Source organism: Methylocapsa sp. S129 (assembly GCF_009765995.1).
Lineage (GTDB): Bacteria > Pseudomonadota > Alphaproteobacteria > Rhizobiales > Beijerinckiaceae > Roseiarcus.
The window spans coordinates 326542-343108 of the sequence record NZ_LMUI01000020.1 but is presented as its reverse complement, the minus strand read 5'-3'; the positions used below and the strand labels follow the sequence as shown (position 1 = coordinate 343108).

17 protein-coding genes and 1 riboswitch are annotated in these 16567 nt (G+C 62.1%); of the genes, 7 read left to right on the top strand and 10 right to left on the bottom strand.

Annotated elements, in window-relative coordinates:
• Position 1 precedes the first annotated feature (1 nt).
• Entirely contained in the window at positions 2 to 2740 is a 2739-nt protein-coding gene (gene mutS / locus GSQ90_RS14285; protein ID WP_371418370.1) for a DNA mismatch repair protein MutS, read from the bottom strand.
• Positions 2741 to 3001: 261 nt separating this feature from the next.
• Here mutS and GSQ90_RS14280 point away from each other — a divergent pair, with 261 nt between their 5' ends.
• Both GSQ90_RS14280 and GSQ90_RS14275 read left to right on the top strand, forming a co-directional pair.
• On the top strand, positions 3002 to 3505 hold the full coding sequence (locus GSQ90_RS14280) for a MarR family winged helix-turn-helix transcriptional regulator (protein WP_158815489.1): 504 nt from the start codon (positions 3002 to 3004) through the stop codon (positions 3503 to 3505).
• A gap of 22 nt (positions 3506 to 3527) precedes the next feature.
• On the top strand, positions 3528 to 3935 hold the full coding sequence (locus tag GSQ90_RS14275; protein ID WP_210254900.1) for a DUF1398 family protein: 408 nt from the start codon (positions 3528 to 3530) through the stop codon (positions 3933 to 3935).
• On the opposite strand, the gene thiD is transcribed toward GSQ90_RS14275, so the two are convergent.
• From thiD to thiC, 6 genes are read right to left on the bottom strand one after another with little or no spacing between them, the layout of a single operon-like run.
• The gene (gene thiD / locus GSQ90_RS14270) at positions 3932 to 4738 is read right to left on the bottom strand and encodes a bifunctional hydroxymethylpyrimidine kinase/phosphomethylpyrimidine kinase (RefSeq protein ID WP_158815488.1); all 807 of its coding nucleotides are present in this window, start codon (positions 4736 to 4738) and stop codon (positions 3932 to 3934) included. The two genes, GSQ90_RS14275 and thiD, sit on opposite strands and share 4 nt — an antisense overlap.
• Positions 4735 to 5343, bottom strand: coding sequence for a thiamine phosphate synthase (locus GSQ90_RS14265; protein ID WP_158815487.1), 609 nt, complete (start codon positions 5341 to 5343; stop codon positions 4735 to 4737). The genes thiD and GSQ90_RS14265 overlap by 4 nt, the downstream gene beginning before the upstream one ends.
• Before the next feature lie 11 nt (positions 5344 to 5354).
• A complete protein-coding gene (locus GSQ90_RS14260) occupies positions 5355 to 6128 on the bottom strand; it encodes a thiazole synthase (RefSeq protein ID WP_158815486.1) in 774 nt (257 codons plus the stop codon).
• A 3-nt stretch (positions 6129 to 6131) separates the two neighbouring features.
• Complete coding sequence (thiS, locus tag GSQ90_RS14255) at positions 6132 to 6329, bottom strand: sulfur carrier protein ThiS (RefSeq protein ID WP_158815485.1); 198 nt, start codon at positions 6327 to 6329, stop codon at positions 6132 to 6134.
• On the bottom strand, positions 6298 to 7299 hold the full coding sequence (locus GSQ90_RS14250; protein WP_158815484.1) for an FAD-dependent oxidoreductase: 1002 nt from the start codon (positions 7297 to 7299) through the stop codon (positions 6298 to 6300). The genes thiS and GSQ90_RS14250 overlap by 32 nt, the downstream gene beginning before the upstream one ends.
• Before the next feature lie 4 nt (positions 7300 to 7303).
• Positions 7304 to 9136, bottom strand: a complete 1833-nt coding sequence (thiC, locus tag GSQ90_RS14245) for a phosphomethylpyrimidine synthase ThiC (RefSeq protein WP_158815483.1) — start codon at positions 9134 to 9136, stop codon at positions 7304 to 7306.
• A 71-nt stretch (positions 9137 to 9207) separates the two neighbouring features.
• Positions 9208 to 9313, bottom strand: a riboswitch (TPP riboswitch).
• A gap of 144 nt (positions 9314 to 9457) precedes the next feature.
• Between thiC and GSQ90_RS14240 the strand changes: the two genes are divergently transcribed.
• Complete coding sequence (locus tag GSQ90_RS14240) at positions 9458 to 10138, top strand: DsbA family protein (RefSeq protein ID WP_158815482.1); 681 nt, start codon at positions 9458 to 9460, stop codon at positions 10136 to 10138.
• A gap of 31 nt (positions 10139 to 10169) precedes the next feature.
• Here the strand turns inward: GSQ90_RS14240 and GSQ90_RS14235 are convergent, their stop codons facing one another.
• Both GSQ90_RS14235 and GSQ90_RS14230 read right to left on the bottom strand, forming a co-directional pair.
• Positions 10170 to 10808 (bottom strand): NrsF family protein, encoded by a 639-nt coding sequence (locus GSQ90_RS14235; RefSeq protein ID WP_158815481.1) that lies wholly within the window; start codon positions 10806 to 10808, stop codon positions 10170 to 10172.
• A complete protein-coding gene (locus GSQ90_RS14230; protein ID WP_158815480.1) occupies positions 10805 to 11374 on the bottom strand; it encodes a sigma-70 family RNA polymerase sigma factor in 570 nt (189 codons plus the stop codon). Before GSQ90_RS14230 ends, GSQ90_RS14235 begins: the two co-directional genes overlap by 4 nt.
• Before the next feature lie 164 nt (positions 11375 to 11538).
• Between GSQ90_RS14230 and GSQ90_RS14225 the strand changes: the two genes are divergently transcribed.
• The 4 genes from GSQ90_RS14225 to GSQ90_RS14210 all read left to right on the top strand — a co-directional run bounded on the left by GSQ90_RS14225 (position 11539) and on the right by GSQ90_RS14210 (position 15096).
• The gene (locus GSQ90_RS14225; protein ID WP_158815479.1) at positions 11539 to 12441 is read left to right on the top strand and encodes a DUF692 domain-containing protein; all 903 of its coding nucleotides are present in this window, start codon (positions 11539 to 11541) and stop codon (positions 12439 to 12441) included.
• Entirely contained in the window at positions 12431 to 13186 is a 756-nt protein-coding gene (locus GSQ90_RS14220) for a DUF2063 domain-containing protein (RefSeq protein ID WP_158815478.1), read from the top strand. Before GSQ90_RS14225 ends, GSQ90_RS14220 begins: the two co-directional genes overlap by 11 nt.
• A 10-nt stretch (positions 13187 to 13196) precedes the next feature.
• A complete protein-coding gene (locus GSQ90_RS14215) occupies positions 13197 to 13703 on the top strand; it encodes a DoxX family protein (protein WP_158815477.1) in 507 nt (168 codons plus the stop codon).
• A 310-nt stretch (positions 13704 to 14013) separates the two neighbouring features.
• Complete coding sequence (locus GSQ90_RS14210) at positions 14014 to 15096, top strand: acyltransferase (protein WP_158815476.1); 1083 nt, start codon at positions 14014 to 14016, stop codon at positions 15094 to 15096.
• A gap of 72 nt (positions 15097 to 15168) precedes the next feature.
• On the opposite strand, the gene GSQ90_RS14205 is transcribed toward GSQ90_RS14210, so the two are convergent.
• Positions 15169 to 16563: an amidase gene (locus GSQ90_RS14205; RefSeq protein ID WP_210254899.1), complete on the bottom strand. Its 1395-nt coding sequence runs from the start codon at positions 16561 to 16563 to the stop codon at positions 15169 to 15171.
• Positions 16564 to 16567: the final 4 nt, after the last annotated feature.

Here is a 16567-nt window from a genome sequence, read left to right as displayed (position 1 = left end):
CTTATTTCTCCGTCGCCAGTTTCTTGAGGGCGTAGAGCGCCGCCTGGGCGTCCCTCGGCGAAAGATCGTCCGGATCGATCGCGGCGAGCTTCTCCCGCAATTCATCCCTGTCATTCCTGGGCGGCGCCGGCTTCGGCGCGACCGCGAACAGCGGCAATTCGTCGATGCTGCGCAAGGCAGCGCCGGAACGATTGGTCGCTTCAAGCTCCGCCAGGATCACGCGCGCCCGATCGATTACGCTCGGCGGCAGGCCAGCCAATTTGGCGACCTGGATGCCGTAGGAGCGATCGGCCGAGCCCGGCGTCACTTCATGCAAAAACACGAGATTATTGTTCCACTCGGTCACGCGCATGGTGAGATTGAACAAGCGCGGCAGTGTTTTGGACAATCGGGTCAATTCGTGAAAATGCGTGGCGAACAGCGTTCGCGAACGATTGACCGCATTAAGGTGCTCAATGGTCGCGAAGGCGATCGATAAGCCGTCGAAAGTGGCGGTGCCCCGCCCTATTTCATCGAGGATGACGAGCGAACGAACGCTGGCCTGGTTGAGGATCGCCGCCGTCTCGACCATTTCGACCATGAAGGTCGAACGGCCGCGCGCCAGATCGTCGGCCGCCCCAACGCGCGAAAAAAGCCGATCGACAATGCCGATATGGGCGCGCCGCGCCGGCACGAAAGAGCCCATTTGCGCCAGCGTCGCGATCAGCGCGTTTTGCCGCAAATAGGTCGACTTGCCCGCCATATTGGGGCCGGTGATCAGCGCGATGCGCCCGCCATCGGCGATCTCGCCGGAAAGATCGGCATCGTTGGCCACAAAAGGCTCGCCGCGCGCGTGAAGCGCCGCCTCGACCACAGGATGGCGCCCTCCTTCGATGATAAAGCGCAGCGAATCATCAACGATCGGACGTGTCCAGTCGCGGCTGACCGCGAGTTCGGCGAGTGCGCAGGCGACGTCGATCTCCGCAAGCGCCAGGCCCAGCCCCCGGATCGCCTCCATTTGAGCAAGGCACGCCAGCCGCAACCTGTCGAACGCGGCAAGCTCCAGCGCGAGGGCGCGATCGGCGGCCGAGGCGATTTTCGCCTCAAGTTCGGCGAGTTCGTTCGTCGAAAAGCGCATGGCACCCGCCATGGTCTGCCGATGGATGAACGTCGCGGAATGGGGTGGGCGCAACAGCCGCTCGCCCTGCGCCTGCTGTGTTTCGATATAGAATCCCAAGAAATTGTTGTGCTTGATCTTGAGCTGCCGCGTTTCGGCAAGCTCGCAATATTTGCCTTGCAGTTCGGCGATGACGCGCCGGCTCTCGTCCCGAAGCGCACGCGCCTCATCAAGCGGCGCCAAAGCGCCAGGGCGCACGAAGCCGCCATCACGTTTGTTCAACGGCAATTCGTCGTTCAGCGTCGCCGCAAGCTCGCCCTCTAGCGCGCCATCGGCCTGAACAAGCTGAGCGCAGGCCTCGGCCAGACCGGCGCTTGGGGTCGACTGCTCGGCCAGTTTGCGCCCCACCAGCCCAGCGACATTCAGTCCATCGCGCATCGCCGCCAAATCGCGCGGGCCGCCACGATCGAGACTCAGGCGCGACAGCGCGCGGATGAAGTCGGGGGCCGCGCTCAAAATCGCGCGCAAATCGGCGCGCAGGCGCCCCTCCCCCACGAAATAGGCGACCGAATCGAGGCGCTGAACGATGTCGGCTTGCCGCGTCAACGGGCTCGCCAATCTTTCGGCGAGTTGACGAGCGCCGGCGGAGGTCAGGGTCAGGTCGATCGCCGCAAGCAGCGATCCCGCCCGTTCGCCCGAAAGCGTGCGCGTCAATTCGAGATTGGCTCGCGTCGAGGCGTCGATTTCAAGACTGGAGCCGCGAACACGGCGCGAGGGCGGCGACAGAGCCGGGCGCGCGTCGATCTGGGTGCGCTGGATATAGCCGAGCGCGATCGCCGCCGCGCCAATTTCCGCGCGCGTAAAGGCGCCGAACCCATCGAGCGTCTCAACCCCGTAGAAATCGCAAATGCGTCGTTCCGCGAGAACGCCGTCGGTCATGTCGCGCCCGATGGGCGTAACGGCGGCGCGCGTTTCGGAAAAAAGGCGAGCGATCGCGGGATCGTCGAACAGGGCCTGCGGCGCCAATATTTCGCTCGGTTCGATACGGGCGATTTCGACGGCCAGACCTACTTCATCGGTCTCGCTCAACGAGAAGGCGCCGGTCGAAATATCCAGCGCCGCAAGGCCGAACAGCGCGCGCGTCTCGCCTGTCTTCACGCGCTGAACCGCCACGAGAATATTGGCGCGGCCGGGCTCCAGTAGCCGATCCTCGGTGATCGTTCCAGGCGTCACCAGACGCACGACATCGCGGCGAACGACGGATTTGGCGCCGCGTTTTTTCGCCTCGGCCGGATCCTCAAGCTGTTCGCAAACCGCGACGCGATGACCCTGGCCTATCAGCCTTTGCAGATAATCGTCGGCGCGCTCGACCGGCACGCCGCACATGCGGATATCTTCGCCTTCGTGCTTGCCTCGCTTGGTCAACACAATGCCCAGCGCCCGGCTCGCAATTTCAGCGTCCCGGAAGAACAATTCGTAAAAATCGCCCATTCGATAGAAAAGCAGGCAATCGGGATTGGCGGCCTTGATCGCCAGATATTGCGCCATCATGGGCGTGAGGCGTGCAGGCTCCTTGGCGTAGGACGCGGCGGGACCATTGACTTGGCTTTCTTCCGGCTCTCTCACGTCCGCTTCGCTGATCATGGCGGCGACCCTAGCAAAAGCAAAGCGGCAAAGCATCGGTGGAGCGTCAGGTTTCCACGATGATGTTCGAGGAATCTGCTGGCGCGTTTGCGATGGGAGTCGTCGATGACGATGCAAACGCGGGAATTGGCGTTGGGCTCGCTCGAGACCCCCAACGGGGTTCATTTTTAGGCAATAAGCTCTTGACAAAAGTTTCCTAGGAAACTATAGGTCGAAACGTGCGCGATCCATGTCTCAATCGGAACGCCAGCAGGAACTCTCATGAACGCCCGACCCGATCACCCAAACCGCCGCGGATCCCACGCTTCAAGCGGGAAATCCGTAAGCGAGCTCGAATCTCATCTCGGTTACTGGCTGCGATTTGTGTCCAATCATGTTGCGCAAGCCTTCCAGAGAAAAATGGAAGCCGCCGACGTCACCGTTTCGGAATGGGTCGTCATGCGCGAGATGCACCGGCTGGGGCCCACATCGCCGACCGAACTTGGACAGAAGATAGGAATGACGAAGGGGGCAATATCGAAACTGGTCGCCCGCCTGGAGCGCAAGGAGCTGCTCATCCGCTCGATCACCGAGGCCGACCGCCGCAACCACGTGATCGAACTGACAATTGCCGGCCAGACGCTTGTCCCGGCCCTCGCCCGGTTGGCGGACCAGAACGACGAAGAGTTCTTCGGCCATCTGTCGAAACCCGTGCGTGACCAACTCGTTAGCGCAATGAAAGAGGTCGTCCGCCTTCATCAACTGAAAGCCGTCCCGATTGACTGAGCGACACAGAAAGGAAAGTCCAATGAGCATGAGCGCAGAAGCCAGAACCGTCATTGAAGAATGCGTCAAACGCTCGCATCAGGGAACAATCAGCTTCGGCGAAGTTGTCGGCAAGCTGATGCAAGTGGGCGTCGAGACATATCTGGCGGATTACCGTCGCTGCGAGAACATTTATTATCTGCCGTCGGGCGAAACCTATGCGGTCAAATTCACGTCGCCGGAAATGTCCGTCGCCGAAGCTTTCAATGCGGACGACGTCAGCGAAGCTGTTCGGGGGGCGCAAAGCGGCGCGGTCAAATATCCGGAATTCATGCAACGCACCATGGCAGCCGGTTGCGTCGGCTATTTCGTATGGATCGCCGGCCGGCATGTGCAATATTTTGGCCGTCGCGGCGAAGTGCATATCGAGCGCTTTCCGACGTCCGCCTAAGTCTTCAGCGGCAAGTGCATCAACGGCCCCGGCCCTTCGCCCAATTCGATATTGCGCCCAGCGATGATGGCTTTTTCAACAAAGGCCTTGGCGCTCGTCACGGCCTCTTCAAGCTCGCGGCCCCTAACGACATAGGCCGATATCGCCGCCGAAAGCGTGCATCCTGTTCCGTGCAGGTTGCGCGAAGCGACGCGCGGTCCCGCGTAGCGGCGCGCGCGCGTCTCCGTGATAAGAATATCGACCGCTTCTGGCGATTCGAGATGCCCGCCCTTCATCAGAACGGCGCGGGGGCCGAGTTCGAGCAGGGCGCGCCCTTGTCGGGTCACCTCCTCCTCGTCGCGCGCGGGCGCCTCGCCAAGAAACGCCGCGGCTTCCGACAGATTGGGCGTGAGACAATCGACGTGTGAGAAGAGGTACGATTTCATCGCCGCTACCGCAGCGGGCGCAATCAGCGGATCACCGGAAGAGGCGATCATCACAGGATCGAACACGACAAAGCGGGGTGAAAAGCCAGCAAGCGCCGCCGCCACGGCCTCGACAATTTCCAGACTGGAAAGCATGCCGATCTTGACCGCGGCGACGTCGAAATCTCTTGAGACCGCGTCGATTTGCGCTGCAACAATCGTGGCGGGAAGGGTGAAGACGGCACGCACGCCGAGCGTGTTCTGCGCCGTCACAGCCGTCAATGCGCTGGTCCCATAGACGCCGAGCGCGGCGAAAGTCTTCAGATCTGCCTGAATGCCTGCGCCAGCGCCGGAATCGGAACCGGCGATCGTCAGGGCGACAGGCGTCTTGCGCTTCAAGCCGCTCTCCGCGTCGCCGCCAGCCACGCCTTGGCGCGCCCGTCGGGATCCGCGTTCAGCGTGATGTCGGTCACGACAGCCGCGCTATCGGCCCCCGCGGCTAGGCATAAGGGCGCCCGCTCCAGACTGATGCCGCCAATGGCGACCAACGGCCGCTTGCCGACAAGCCGTTTCCATTCGCCGATGCGCGCCAACCCCTGCGGCGCAAAGGGCATAGCCTTAAGAATGGTGGGATAGATCGGCCCCAACGCCACATAATCTGGATCGAACGACAAAGCGCGATCGAGCTCAACGTGATCGTGCGTGCTGATTCCAACGCGCAAGCCCAGCGCGCGAATGCGCTTCATATCGGCGCCATCGAGATCGCCCTGGCCGAGATGAATGAAATCGGCGCCTTCATCGATGGCGATTTCCCAGTAATCATTGACGATGAGTTGCGCGCTGTGGCGTGCGCAATACGCCAGCGCCGCGTGCGTTTGCACCCGCACATCCGCGTCCGCACGGTCCTTGACGCGCAATTGGATCAGTCTTGCGCCGACCGTAACCAGCCGCTCGACCCATGCGGCGCTGTCGACGATCGGATAAAAAGGGTCGAGATCGCTCAAACTGCGCGCCGTCATCGTGCGAGAACCGGCCTGCCGAGTACCGGCGTCGAAGGCGCCGCCATATCGCGCGCCTCCATCGGACCGGCAAGGTAGGCGGCGCGCCCCGCCTCGACGGCCCCCGCGAAAGCCTGCGCCATCGCGACGGGGTCGCCCGCCTTGGCGACGGCGGTATTCAACAACACCGCATCATAGCCCAGCTCCATCGCGGCGGCGGCGTGCGAGGGCAGGCCGATGCCAGCGTCGACGACAAGCGGAATATCGGGGAAATGGGCGCGCAAAGCCTGCAAGCCGAAGGGGTTGTTCAGGCCCTTGCCCGAGCCGATCGGCGCCCCCCACGGCATCAAAACCCTGCATCCCGCCTCGATCAGCCGCTCGGCGACGATGAGGTCTTCGGTCATGTAGGGGAAAACGGCGAAGCCGTCGTCGCTCAAGATCCTCGCGGCTTCGGCAAGGCCGAAAACATCCGGCTGCAACGTGTCGGCCTCGCCGATCACTTCAAGCTTGATCCAGTTGGTGGCGAATATCTCACGCGCCATTTGCGCCGTCGTCACCGCTTCTTTGACCGAGTGGCAGCCGGCGGTATTGGGCAGCACGCGAATGCCAAGCGTGCGGATGAGCGACCAAAAATCCTGGCCTTCGCGCAAGCGGCCTGATTCGCGGCGCAACGAAACCGTGACAATATCGACCCTAGCCGCACGCACGGCGTCGGCAAGGATCGCTGGCGACGGATATTGCGCGGTCCCCAGCAATAGACGCGAGGCGATCTCGACGCCATAAAGCTCCATAGTTCAGCCTCCTTGCCTTGGCGCGACGATCTCGATCTTGTCGCCCTCGGAAAGCCGCGTCAGCGCGCGCGCCCGCGCCGCGACGAAATGACCGTTCAAAGCGGTCGCAACGACGGCGTCGCGATAGTCGAGCGCTTCAAGCGCCTCGGCGAGCGTCGTAGCGCCAAGCTCAAGCTCGGCGCCGTTGACGATGATTTTCATTTGTATCCCTGACATCCCGCAGAATCGTCGCGGCCGCCTTTTGCGCAAAGGCCGGCGAAAGAAGAAAGCCGTGACGGTAAAATCCATTAAGATAGTTCGTTGCGCCGCGCCGAACGATGCGCGGCAAATTGTCGGGAAAGGCGGGACGCACGTCGGCGCGCATCTCGACAATCTCCGCTTCGCCAAAGGCCGGGTGCAACGCATAAGCGGCGCTCAGCAATTCGATCGCCGAACGCGCGGTGACGGAGCCGCGCTCGGCGCTCTCGATCATCGTCGCTCCCACCATGAACAGACCATCGGCGCGCGGTACAACGTAGAGGGGAATGCGCGGATGCAAAAAGCGGATCGGCCGAGCCAAGGAAATTTCCTTGGTGCGCAAGATCAGCATTTCGCCCCGTACGCCGCGAAGCTCTTCGAGCGCATCGCGCGCAGCGAATCCTCGACAATCAAGCACGGCGCCGGCAAACAACGAAGGCGCGGCGCCGTCGACCCCGAAGCTTATCGCGACGCCTCGCTCGGCGAGACGATCCCTGAGCGCGCCAAGCGCCATGCGCGGATCGAGATGCCCTTCTCGTGCGAAAAATAACCCCTTGCGGAAGCGCCCGGCCAAGTCGGGCTCCAGCGCGCCAATGCGCGTCTCGTCGACGCGTTCATGATTCAGCGTACGCGCAGCGAAGCGCTCGATTTCGCCGACATCGCGCGGCGCCGCGACGACGAGCGTGCCGTTACTCGCAACGCCGGGAACGCGCCGCGCCCACCAATCCAGCGCCTGCGCACCGAGATCGACAACTTCGGCCGGCGCGCTTTCTCCTTCGCACCACGGCGCCAGCATGCCGCCCGCGCACCAGGAGCACGCAGCCTCGCCAAGATGCGCGGCGCGCTCGACGATCTCAACCTCCGCGCCGCGCTCGGAGAGTTCGAGCGCCGCAGTAAGGCCGACGACGCCAGCGCCGACGACGGTGACGCGCATCGCTTTATTCCGCGGCAGGCACGTAGAGCGCGCCGCCCTGTTCGATAAACTCTTTCGACTTCTCTTGCATGCCGGCCAGCGCTTCAGCCTCTTTGCGCAAATCCCTGGTGATCTGCATCGAGCAGAATTTTGGTCCGCACATCGAGCAAAAATGCGCGACCTTGTGCGAATCCTTCGGAAGCGTCTCATCGTGATATTTGCGCGCCGTGTCGGGATCGAGCGACAGGTTGAACTGATCCTCCCACCGAAAATCGAAACGGGCGCGCGACAGCGCGTCGTCGCGCAATTGCGCCGCCGGATGGCCCTTGGCGAGATCGGCGGCATGGGCGGCGATGCGATAGGTGATGACGCCTGTCTTCACATCGTCGCGATCCGGCAGGCCGAGATGCTCCTTCGGCGTGACATAGCAGAGCATCGCTGTGCCGAACCAGCCGATCATCGCGGCGCCGATGCCCGAGGTGATATGGTCGTAGCCTGGCGCGATGTCGGTTGTCAGCGGCCCCAGCGTATAAAAAGGCGCCTCGCCGCATTCGGCGAGTTGCTTGGTCATATTGACCTTGATCTTATGCATCGGCACATGGCCGGGCCCCTCGATCATAACCTGGCAACCCTTATTCCAGGCGACTTTGGTCAGTTCGCCGAGCGTCTCGAGTTCGGCAAATTGCGCCGCATCATTGGCGTCGGCGATCGAGCCGGGGCGCAGCCCGTCGCCGAGCGAGAACGAAACATCGTATTTGCGCATGATGTCGCAAATTTCGTCGAAGCGTTCGTAGAGGAAGCTTTCGCGATGGCCCGCTAGGCACCAGCGCGCCATGATCGACCCGCCACGCGAGACGATGCCGGTGACGCGCCTGGCGGTCAGCGGCACATGCGCAAGGCGCACGCCGGCGTGAATGGTGAAATAATCGACGCCCTGCTCCGCCTGTTCGATCAGCGTATCCTTGAACACCTCCCAATCGAGCTTCAGCGGATCGCCGTCGACTTTTTCAAGCGCCTGATAGATCGGCACGGCGCCGATCGGCACCGGCGAATTGCGCAAAATCCACGAACGAATATTGTGGATATTACGCCCCGTCGAGAGGTCCATCACCGTATCGGCGCCCCAGCGGATCGACCAGACCAGTTTTTCGACTTCCTCGGCCACCCCGGAACTGACGGCGGAATTCCCAATATTGGCGTTGACCTTGACGAGGAAATTGCGGCCGATCGCCATCGGCTCCAGTTCGAGATGGTTGATGTTGGCGGGAATGATCGCGCGGCCTCGCGCCACTTCGTCACGCACAAATTCCGACGTCACAAACTCCGGAATGGCGGCGCCAAAGCTGTCGCCGTCGGCGAGAGTGGCCGCCGCATGATCGACCGCGCTTTCGCGCGCCACATTTTCGCGATGCGCGACATAGACCATTTCCGGCGTGATGATACCCGCCCTGGCGAATTCATATTGCGTGACCATCTGGCCGGGGCGACCCGCGCGTAAGGTCCGCGTGGCGGGGCAATGCGGCGCCAACCGATCGGTCGAGACATTGCCATTGTCCTCGGGCTTGACTGCGCGCCCTTTGACAACGTCGAAGCCGCGCGCGGCGATCCAGGTCTCGCGAACCGCTGGAAGACCGGCGGCCAGATCGATGCGCGCATCAGATTCGGTATAGGGGCCTGAGGGATCATAGACGCGAACCGGCGGCTCCAGCGGATCGCTCAATGTAATCTCGCGCAGCGGCACGCGCATGTCGGGATGCGACCTCGGCGCGGCGTAAACTTTATGCGATCCCGCGATGGGCCCCGTCGTCACGCTTTGCGGAACAGGCTGGAATTTCTTCGATTTGGCGTGTTGGTTCATGACCATCCTCCGGTAGCGCGGGCCGTCGAATCGCGGCGCTATGGAGGAAGTCGGGCCGGAGAAATAAACCGCTTTGGCCCAAACCTCGTCCCTTCGCCGGCATGACCCGGATCAGGTTCAAAGGGTCCGGCTGACCGCCATCTCAGCCCCCCAATCGGGGCTCCCCTCGAGCGAGGCGGAATCTGGGCCGCAAAAGGCGCGGTGTCAATCCGATTCGCCGGCAAATTTCCATCCGTCCCTTCGCCTTGCCGCTTCCAGCGAAAAAGGCCAATGTCTTTTCAGGCCAATCATGCAGTTTGACGCGCTGGGAGCGCACGGATCGTGACCTTGCTGTCTTCGCCTTTGTTGATTTCTTCGTCCCTGTCGCGTCGCCACCTAATGCGCGCGACGGCCTTACTGCCCGGACTCGCCCTATGGAGCGCGGCTCGCGCGCAAACGGCGCCCAAACCCGATTCGACGGTCGATATGGCCAAGGCGCTGGAGCCGGGCCCGCTGCCGGAATTATCAATTGGCGACCCGGCGGGCGTGCCGGTGATCGAATATGGCTCGGCGACATGCCCTCATTGCGCGCATTTTGACCGCGACATCTGGCCCGAATTCAAGAAGAGCTATGTCGACACCGGCAAAGTGCGGTTCATTTTCAGGGAATATTCGCGCAATAATCTCGACGTTGGCGCTTTCATGCTGGCGCGTTGCGTTGGCGATGACAAAGCCTTTGCGACAATCGAGCTTCTATTCGCCTCGCAGGATTCCTGGGCTTTTGGAGGCAATCCGCTGGACGGCCTGATCGCCGCCTTGCGGCCGACCGGCATGAGCCACGATAAAGCGAATGCCTGCCTCAAGGATCAGGCCAAAGCGGATGCATTCGCTCAAATCGTCAAGACGGCGGATGACAAATTCAAGGTCTCGGGCACGCCGACTTTCATCATCGACGGCAAAATCTATGGCGGCGCTCTTAGCCTCGACGAATTGAACGCGATTTTGAAGCCTCTTGTGAAATAACGTTCGGATCGTCTAAGCGGCGCCGAACCGCCTACCAGCGCAAGAGCCGATCGCCCGCGAAAGCGCCGACGGCTGCGACGATCAGGGTCGCGAGCGGATACCAGCTCGCCACGAACAGCGGCGAATCGTCCGGGCAATTCGAGGCATAAAGGGTCGCTGCGATTCCCGCGGCGGCGGCGCCCGCCAGCGCCCCCGCAATCCCAGGATTGCGCGGCGCCCCCTCGCGCATGACAAACAGCAAAGCGGCCAGCGGCGCGATCGACAGAAGCGGGATGATCGTCAGGCAATGCATGGCATTGGACCCGATCAGCTTCGTTCCCCACAAATCCGCAGGGACCAGCGTCAATTCTACGACGACAGCGGCGCCAAGTAGCAGAAAGGGCGCAAGCAAAGTTAAGGCGAGGGCCCCCGGACGCGCGTCGGGACGCAGCAGCCGCCAAGCCAGAAGCGCCGAGGGCAAAGCGAGCGCCAATGTATCGACGAATTTTAGGTCGAACCGTAGCGTATGCGCCGCATGGGCGATGTCCGAACGCGGCCCAACGATCATCGCGAAGAGACAGGCGCTAACCAGAGCGCCGGCGCCCAGCGCTAAGGAAAATCGGGCGCCCAAGTTTAGCCCCGGGCGCGAAGGGTCCGCCGCAAGGGCATCGATAAGCTGGGAAGTCTTCATTGCGAAGCGTTCCTCCATGCAGAGGCCAGCAGTTTCAGGGATCGATGCAGGGCGACGCGAACCGCACCCTCGGTCATCGACAAGCGCGTGGCCGTTGCCGCGATCGACTGCCCTTCAAGCGAGATTGAGCGGACAATGTCGCGCTGACGCGGCGCAAGTTGCGCTATAAGACGTTCGGCATCGCTGCGCGTGTGCGGATCTTCGACCTCGGGAGCGGCGAGCGTCATCTCGAAATCCTCGATCGGCTGAAATCGGCGCGCGCCGCGGCGGCGCATGGCGTCGATGATTTTATGGCGCGCAATCGCGCCAACCCAGGGGGCAAGCCGAAGGCCGCCATCCCAGGTGTTGCGCTTGAGGTGAATCGCCAGCAACGTCTCCTGCACGACATCCTCGACATCCGCATCGCCAACGCGCGCCCGGGAGAAAGCGCCGCGCGCCATCGTCCGAACCGAGCGCGCAATTTCTTCAAGCAACCGACGGTAGATCGCCTCGTCGCCCGCTATGGCGGCGCGCATCATCCCGGCCCATTTTTCATCGATTTGGCCGTCGCCCACAGCAGCGCTCATTCGTCATTCGCACGACTGAAACAAATGTTACATATTCGAGGGAGCATTTTTGACTTCATGTGCGGTCGGCAGGGTGAACATATTCTTAGCCGGGGTGTAACATGGGCGACGAAGACCGCGAAGTCATCTCGTGAGGATCGACGAACCCTCCGAGGAATTCATCCATGTCCGACGCCCACCTCCCCTCCCCACGCGTCGCCGCGGCGCTTCCCAATCGCAGCGGGGTCGGCTTAAAGCCGGAACATATCGACGAAATCCTCCGCGACCGGCCGGCATTGGGTTTTTTTGAGATCCATGCCGAGAATTATATGGGCGCGGGCGGGCCGCCGCATCGCCGGCTTGAGGCGATTCGCGCGCTTTATCCACTTTCGTTGCATGGCGTCGGGCTCTCGATCGGGTCGCCAAAGCCGCTCGATCGCGAGCATCTTGCTCGCCTCGCCGCGCTCGCGAGGCGCTATCAGCCGGGTCTCTTTTCGGAGCATCTCGCCTGGTCGAGCCATGACGAAGGCTACCTGAACGACCTTCTGCCGCTTCCCTATACGCAGGAGACGCTCGCGACTGTCTGCGAGCATGTGGACCAGGTGCAGACGGCATTGGGTCGCCCCATGCTGCTCGAGAATCCTTCGACTTATGTGGTCTTTAAAGAGAGCACGATCTCCGAAACCGACTTTATCCGGGAGATCGCCAGGCGCACAGGCTGCGGCCTTCTGCTCGACGTCGGCAATGTCTTGGTTTCCGCAATCAATCACGGCTTCGATGCGCTTGCTTATCTCGACGCGTTTCCGCTCCAGCGTGTGGGCGAAATCCATCTTGCAGGCTTTGCAGAGGCCCGAGATGATTCCGGCCATCTCGTGTTGATCGACGCGCATGATTCTCCGGTGCGCGATCGTGTCTGGGATCTCTATCGCGAAATGATTGCGCGGCGTGGACCAATCCCCACGTTGGTCGAGTGGGACAATGACGTGCCGGAATGGCCAGTTTTGCTGGGCGAGGCGCGCCGCGCCGAGGCGGCAATGGCTCAAGCCCTCTCGACAATGAACGAAGGCGCCCGCCGCCATGCCGTTTAGCCAGACGATCGAGGCCTTTGCGCGCGCATTGGCGGACCCGACGCGCGCGCCGCCCGCTCAGACGGTCGGGCGCGAGAACAGGCCAGATGCGCGTCGTTTCGCGGTCTACCGCAACAATGTCGCGATGTCGCTGATCGCCGCCGTCGAGGCCCGCTATCCCGTGACGCGGCGCCTGGTCGGCGATGCGTTCTTTCGCGCGATGTCGCGGGCGTTCGTTGCGCACAACAAACCGCGTTCGGCGGTGATTCTGCACTACGCCGCCAATTTTCCCGGCTTCATCGCAGAGTTCGAACCGGCGCGCGACCTTCCTTATCTCGCCGATGTCGCCCGTCTGGAGAACGCCTGGGTTGAGGCCTATCATTCCGCGGAAGCCGAGCCCTTGGCCGTGGCGGCGCTGGCGGCCGTCGACCCCGCAAAACTTGGCGATTTGAGGTTCGCGTTCCATCCCGCCGCCAGGCTGCTCCGCTCAAGCCATCCGGCGGCCTCGATCTGGGCCGGGCACCAGGGCGAGGGCGACGCCAAACCGCCTGACGATTGGCGCGGCGAGGAGATTCTCGTCTCGCGGCCAGACGCGGATGTCGGGGTGCGCATTCTTCCCTTCGGCGGCTATTCCTTCGCCCACGCGCTGCAAAACGGCGCGACGCTCGGCGAAGCCCATTTGGCCATGAATTTTGAGGGTTTCGACCCCGGTAGCCATCTGATCGGCCTAATCGAGGCGGGGGCGATCTCGCGGTTTCAAATCTAAGGAGAAAGCTATGAGTATCAACCAGAACGTCGCCGCCCAAAGCGGCGCGCCGGGCGCCGTTGCGCGGTTTACAGAAGCCATCTTCGGAATCATCCCGCTATCCCTGACGATGCTCGCACTGAGATTTGCGCTTGCCGTGCCCTTCTGGTTCTCGGGCCTGACCAAGTGGGACGGCTTTTTGAATCTTTCGTTCGGGGCGAAAACATTGTTCGCCGAGGAGTTCAAGCTGCACATTTTTGGCGCCGAACTCCCCTATCCCGCGCCCGAACTCATGGCGACATTGTCAGGCGTCGCTGAAGTCACTTTTCCCGTCATGTTGGTTTTCGGCCTTGGCGCGCGCTATGCGGCGTTTGGCCTGCTCGCGATGACGGCGATCATTCAGCTCACGGTTCCCGACGGCTGGGCCAATTTCCATCTGCCATGGGCCGCTATGGCGCTGGCGATCATGACCTTCGGACCCGGCAAGATCGCGCTCGATTATATCTTGGGGCTCGATGCGTCGTCACGCGGGGAATGAGAAGCACCGGAGGGAATCGCCGTTAAGAACGAAAGACGGATTCCGTCCGAGATCGTCCTTCGCTGCCTACAGAGGCAAGCCAAGCAGGCAAGGTGTTGTTAATCGAAAGCTGCGAGAAACATAAGGGGCGAGCGTCTTACTGTCGCCAACCGTCGTGGACGTGTCCCCGTGTCAGCACCAACCAGCGACTTTCTTGCCATGGTCCGTCACGTCGCCGAGACCTCGGGCGGACAGCGATCGCGCGATGGGACTCGCGCCGAATGGATGATTCCGCCTGGCGCTGTCGCCAGCGTCCGTCGGGATGGCGACATTGGGTAAGGACCACGCTTATTCCGCACTCGACGGCTTACGCGGAATCGCCGCGATTTCGGTCGTCATTTACCACTACAGCGACAATCTGGGCTGGGAATTACTCCCTAACGCTTATTTGGCTGTCGACTTCTTCTTTATTCTAAGCGGATTTGTCATTGCTCACGCCTATGAAGCCCGACTTCAGGCCGGTCAAACCGTCCCGGAATTCATGCAGCGGCGTCTGATTCGTCTTTATCCGCTTTATTGGCTTGGCACGACATTGCCGATCGTCGTCATCATCGCTGCCCTGTTGCTAGGTCAACCACCTTCGGAAGGGACACGGATCACGACGTCTTATTTTCTCGGGCTTCTATTTCTGCCGACCCCGCCAGCCCTCTCGGTTTTCGGCTCCCGGGTGTTTCCACTAAATATTCCCGCCTGGTCATTGTCGCTTGAGATTGGCGTCAACGCGATTTATGCGTTCGCCAACGTGCATTTGACGACACTGCGTTTGGCGACGATTGTCGCAGTTTCCGCCTTGGGATTAATCGCGATCGCTGGCTTCTACGGCACGCTTAATTTGGGCCATAGTTGGCCTACCTATTTGGGCGGATGGGTTCGCGTGTTTTGGTCGTTCTTCGCCGGCATTTTGGCGTTTCGCATTTTTGGGGCCAATCGGCGGCCAACCCTGCCCTCGTCCATCGCTGCGCTCCTAGCATTCGTCATGGTCGCCGCCTTCGCCTGGCGGGATGACGGAAAGGCGATCGGCCTGTTCAGCGCGCTAATTCTCTTTCCAGGAATCGTGTGGGTCGGCGCACAGGTTCGTCTCAATGGGATCGCTCAACGGCTGGCGGCCTGGTTCGGCGCAATCTCCTATGCGCTCTACATCACGCACGAACCGATCTTCGATGCGCTCTGGGTCCTTTGTCGGCTGAACCACTGGGATCCCAGATTGGCTTTCTGGCCTAATTTGATCGGCTGGATTCTCATCGCGCTCGCCAGCGCCTGGATTTTGGACCTTGTCTATGATCTGCCGGTTCGCGCCTTCCTCACCCGGAAACTAACGCGGCGATCCCCGGAGCTCCGTGCTGCCGCGCTTTAGATTTTAAGAGCCGGAAGCGTACGCGCCCCATTTGTTCGCCGTCGTCGCCATCTCGCGCAACGACGCCAAGTCTTAGAGCGCAGGAGGCTCGGGCCATGCGTGAGCCTGCGCGCGGCGCATCTCTTCGAAAGCGCGCGACACCGACAAAACCCCAATATCGTCGAACCGACGGCCGATGATCTGCAATCCGATCGGCAAGCCTTCGGCCGAATAACCGCAATTGATCGAAGCCGCCGGCTGTTCAGACATATTGAAGGCGACGGTAAACCCGATATGTGGGAAGGGATTGAGCGGATCGTTGCTCGGTGAGGGCAGTTCAGCGGCATAGGCGGTCATCGGCGCCGTCGGCGACAGGACAAAATCAAACGGCGCCGTCGCGCTCACGGCCGCCTTTCGCATCGCCATGACCTGGCTAAACCCGTGAAACACTTGCTCTGACGAAAACGCAGAGGCCGATTCCGCCCAAGCGCGGATGAAGGGCAGAATTTTCTCTCGCTTGGCCTGCGGCAGCGCACGAATGTCGATCAGCAAGCGCATGCGCCAGAAGCGATCGAGTCCGTCGAGCATCTCCTGGCTCAGGAACGGCGTCAAAGGTTCGACGATCGCGCCGGCGAGAGCAAAATCGCGCGCCGCAGCCTCGATGGCGCGGCGCACTTCCGGCGTCGGCGGAACGCCGCAGCCGGCCTCCAGCAAAAGCCCGATCCGCAAGCCTCGCAAGGGCGCCGGCCGGACGCGCCAATCCAGTTCTTGCGGCGGCAGGCTCATGAAATCGCGCGCGTCAGGGCGAGCGAGAGCCGCCATGAGCAGCGCCGCGTCATCGACGGTGCGGGTCATCGGCCCCGCGACGCGCCCGATATAAGGCGGATCAATCGGTATGCGGCCTCCGCTGGGCTTGAGCGCGAAAATGCCGCACCAGCCGGCGGGCAATCGGACCGACCCGCCGATGTCGGTGCCCACATGCAGCGGTCCATATCCAGCAGCGGCGGCCGCGGCGGCGCCCGCCGACGAACCACCCGGATTGCGACTCAAATCCCACGGATTGCGCGCCAGCGCATGGAAGCTCGACAGGCCGGACGACAACATGCCGTAATCAGGCATGGTCGTCTTGGCGAAGATGATCGCGCCGGCTTCACGCAATCTGGCCGCTGGCGGAGCATCCTCGGCTGCAAGAACCAGGTCGCTCGCCGCGGTCCCGAGCGGGACCGCCTCGCCCTTGGTGGCGATATTGTCCTTGACCGTGGTCGGCACGCCGTCGAGCGCGCCAACCGGGGCGGCGCGCATCCAACGATCCTCCGACGCCCGCGCCTCTTCCAGCGCGCGTTCGGCGTTCAGAAGATAGGTCGCCCTGATATGCGGCTCGAATGCCGAGACGCGATCGAGGACATCTTTCATGGCTTCAAGCGGTGACAACTCACGAGCGCGATAGGCGGCCAAAAGCGCCGTGGCGGAAAGCTGATGTGGTTTCATGATT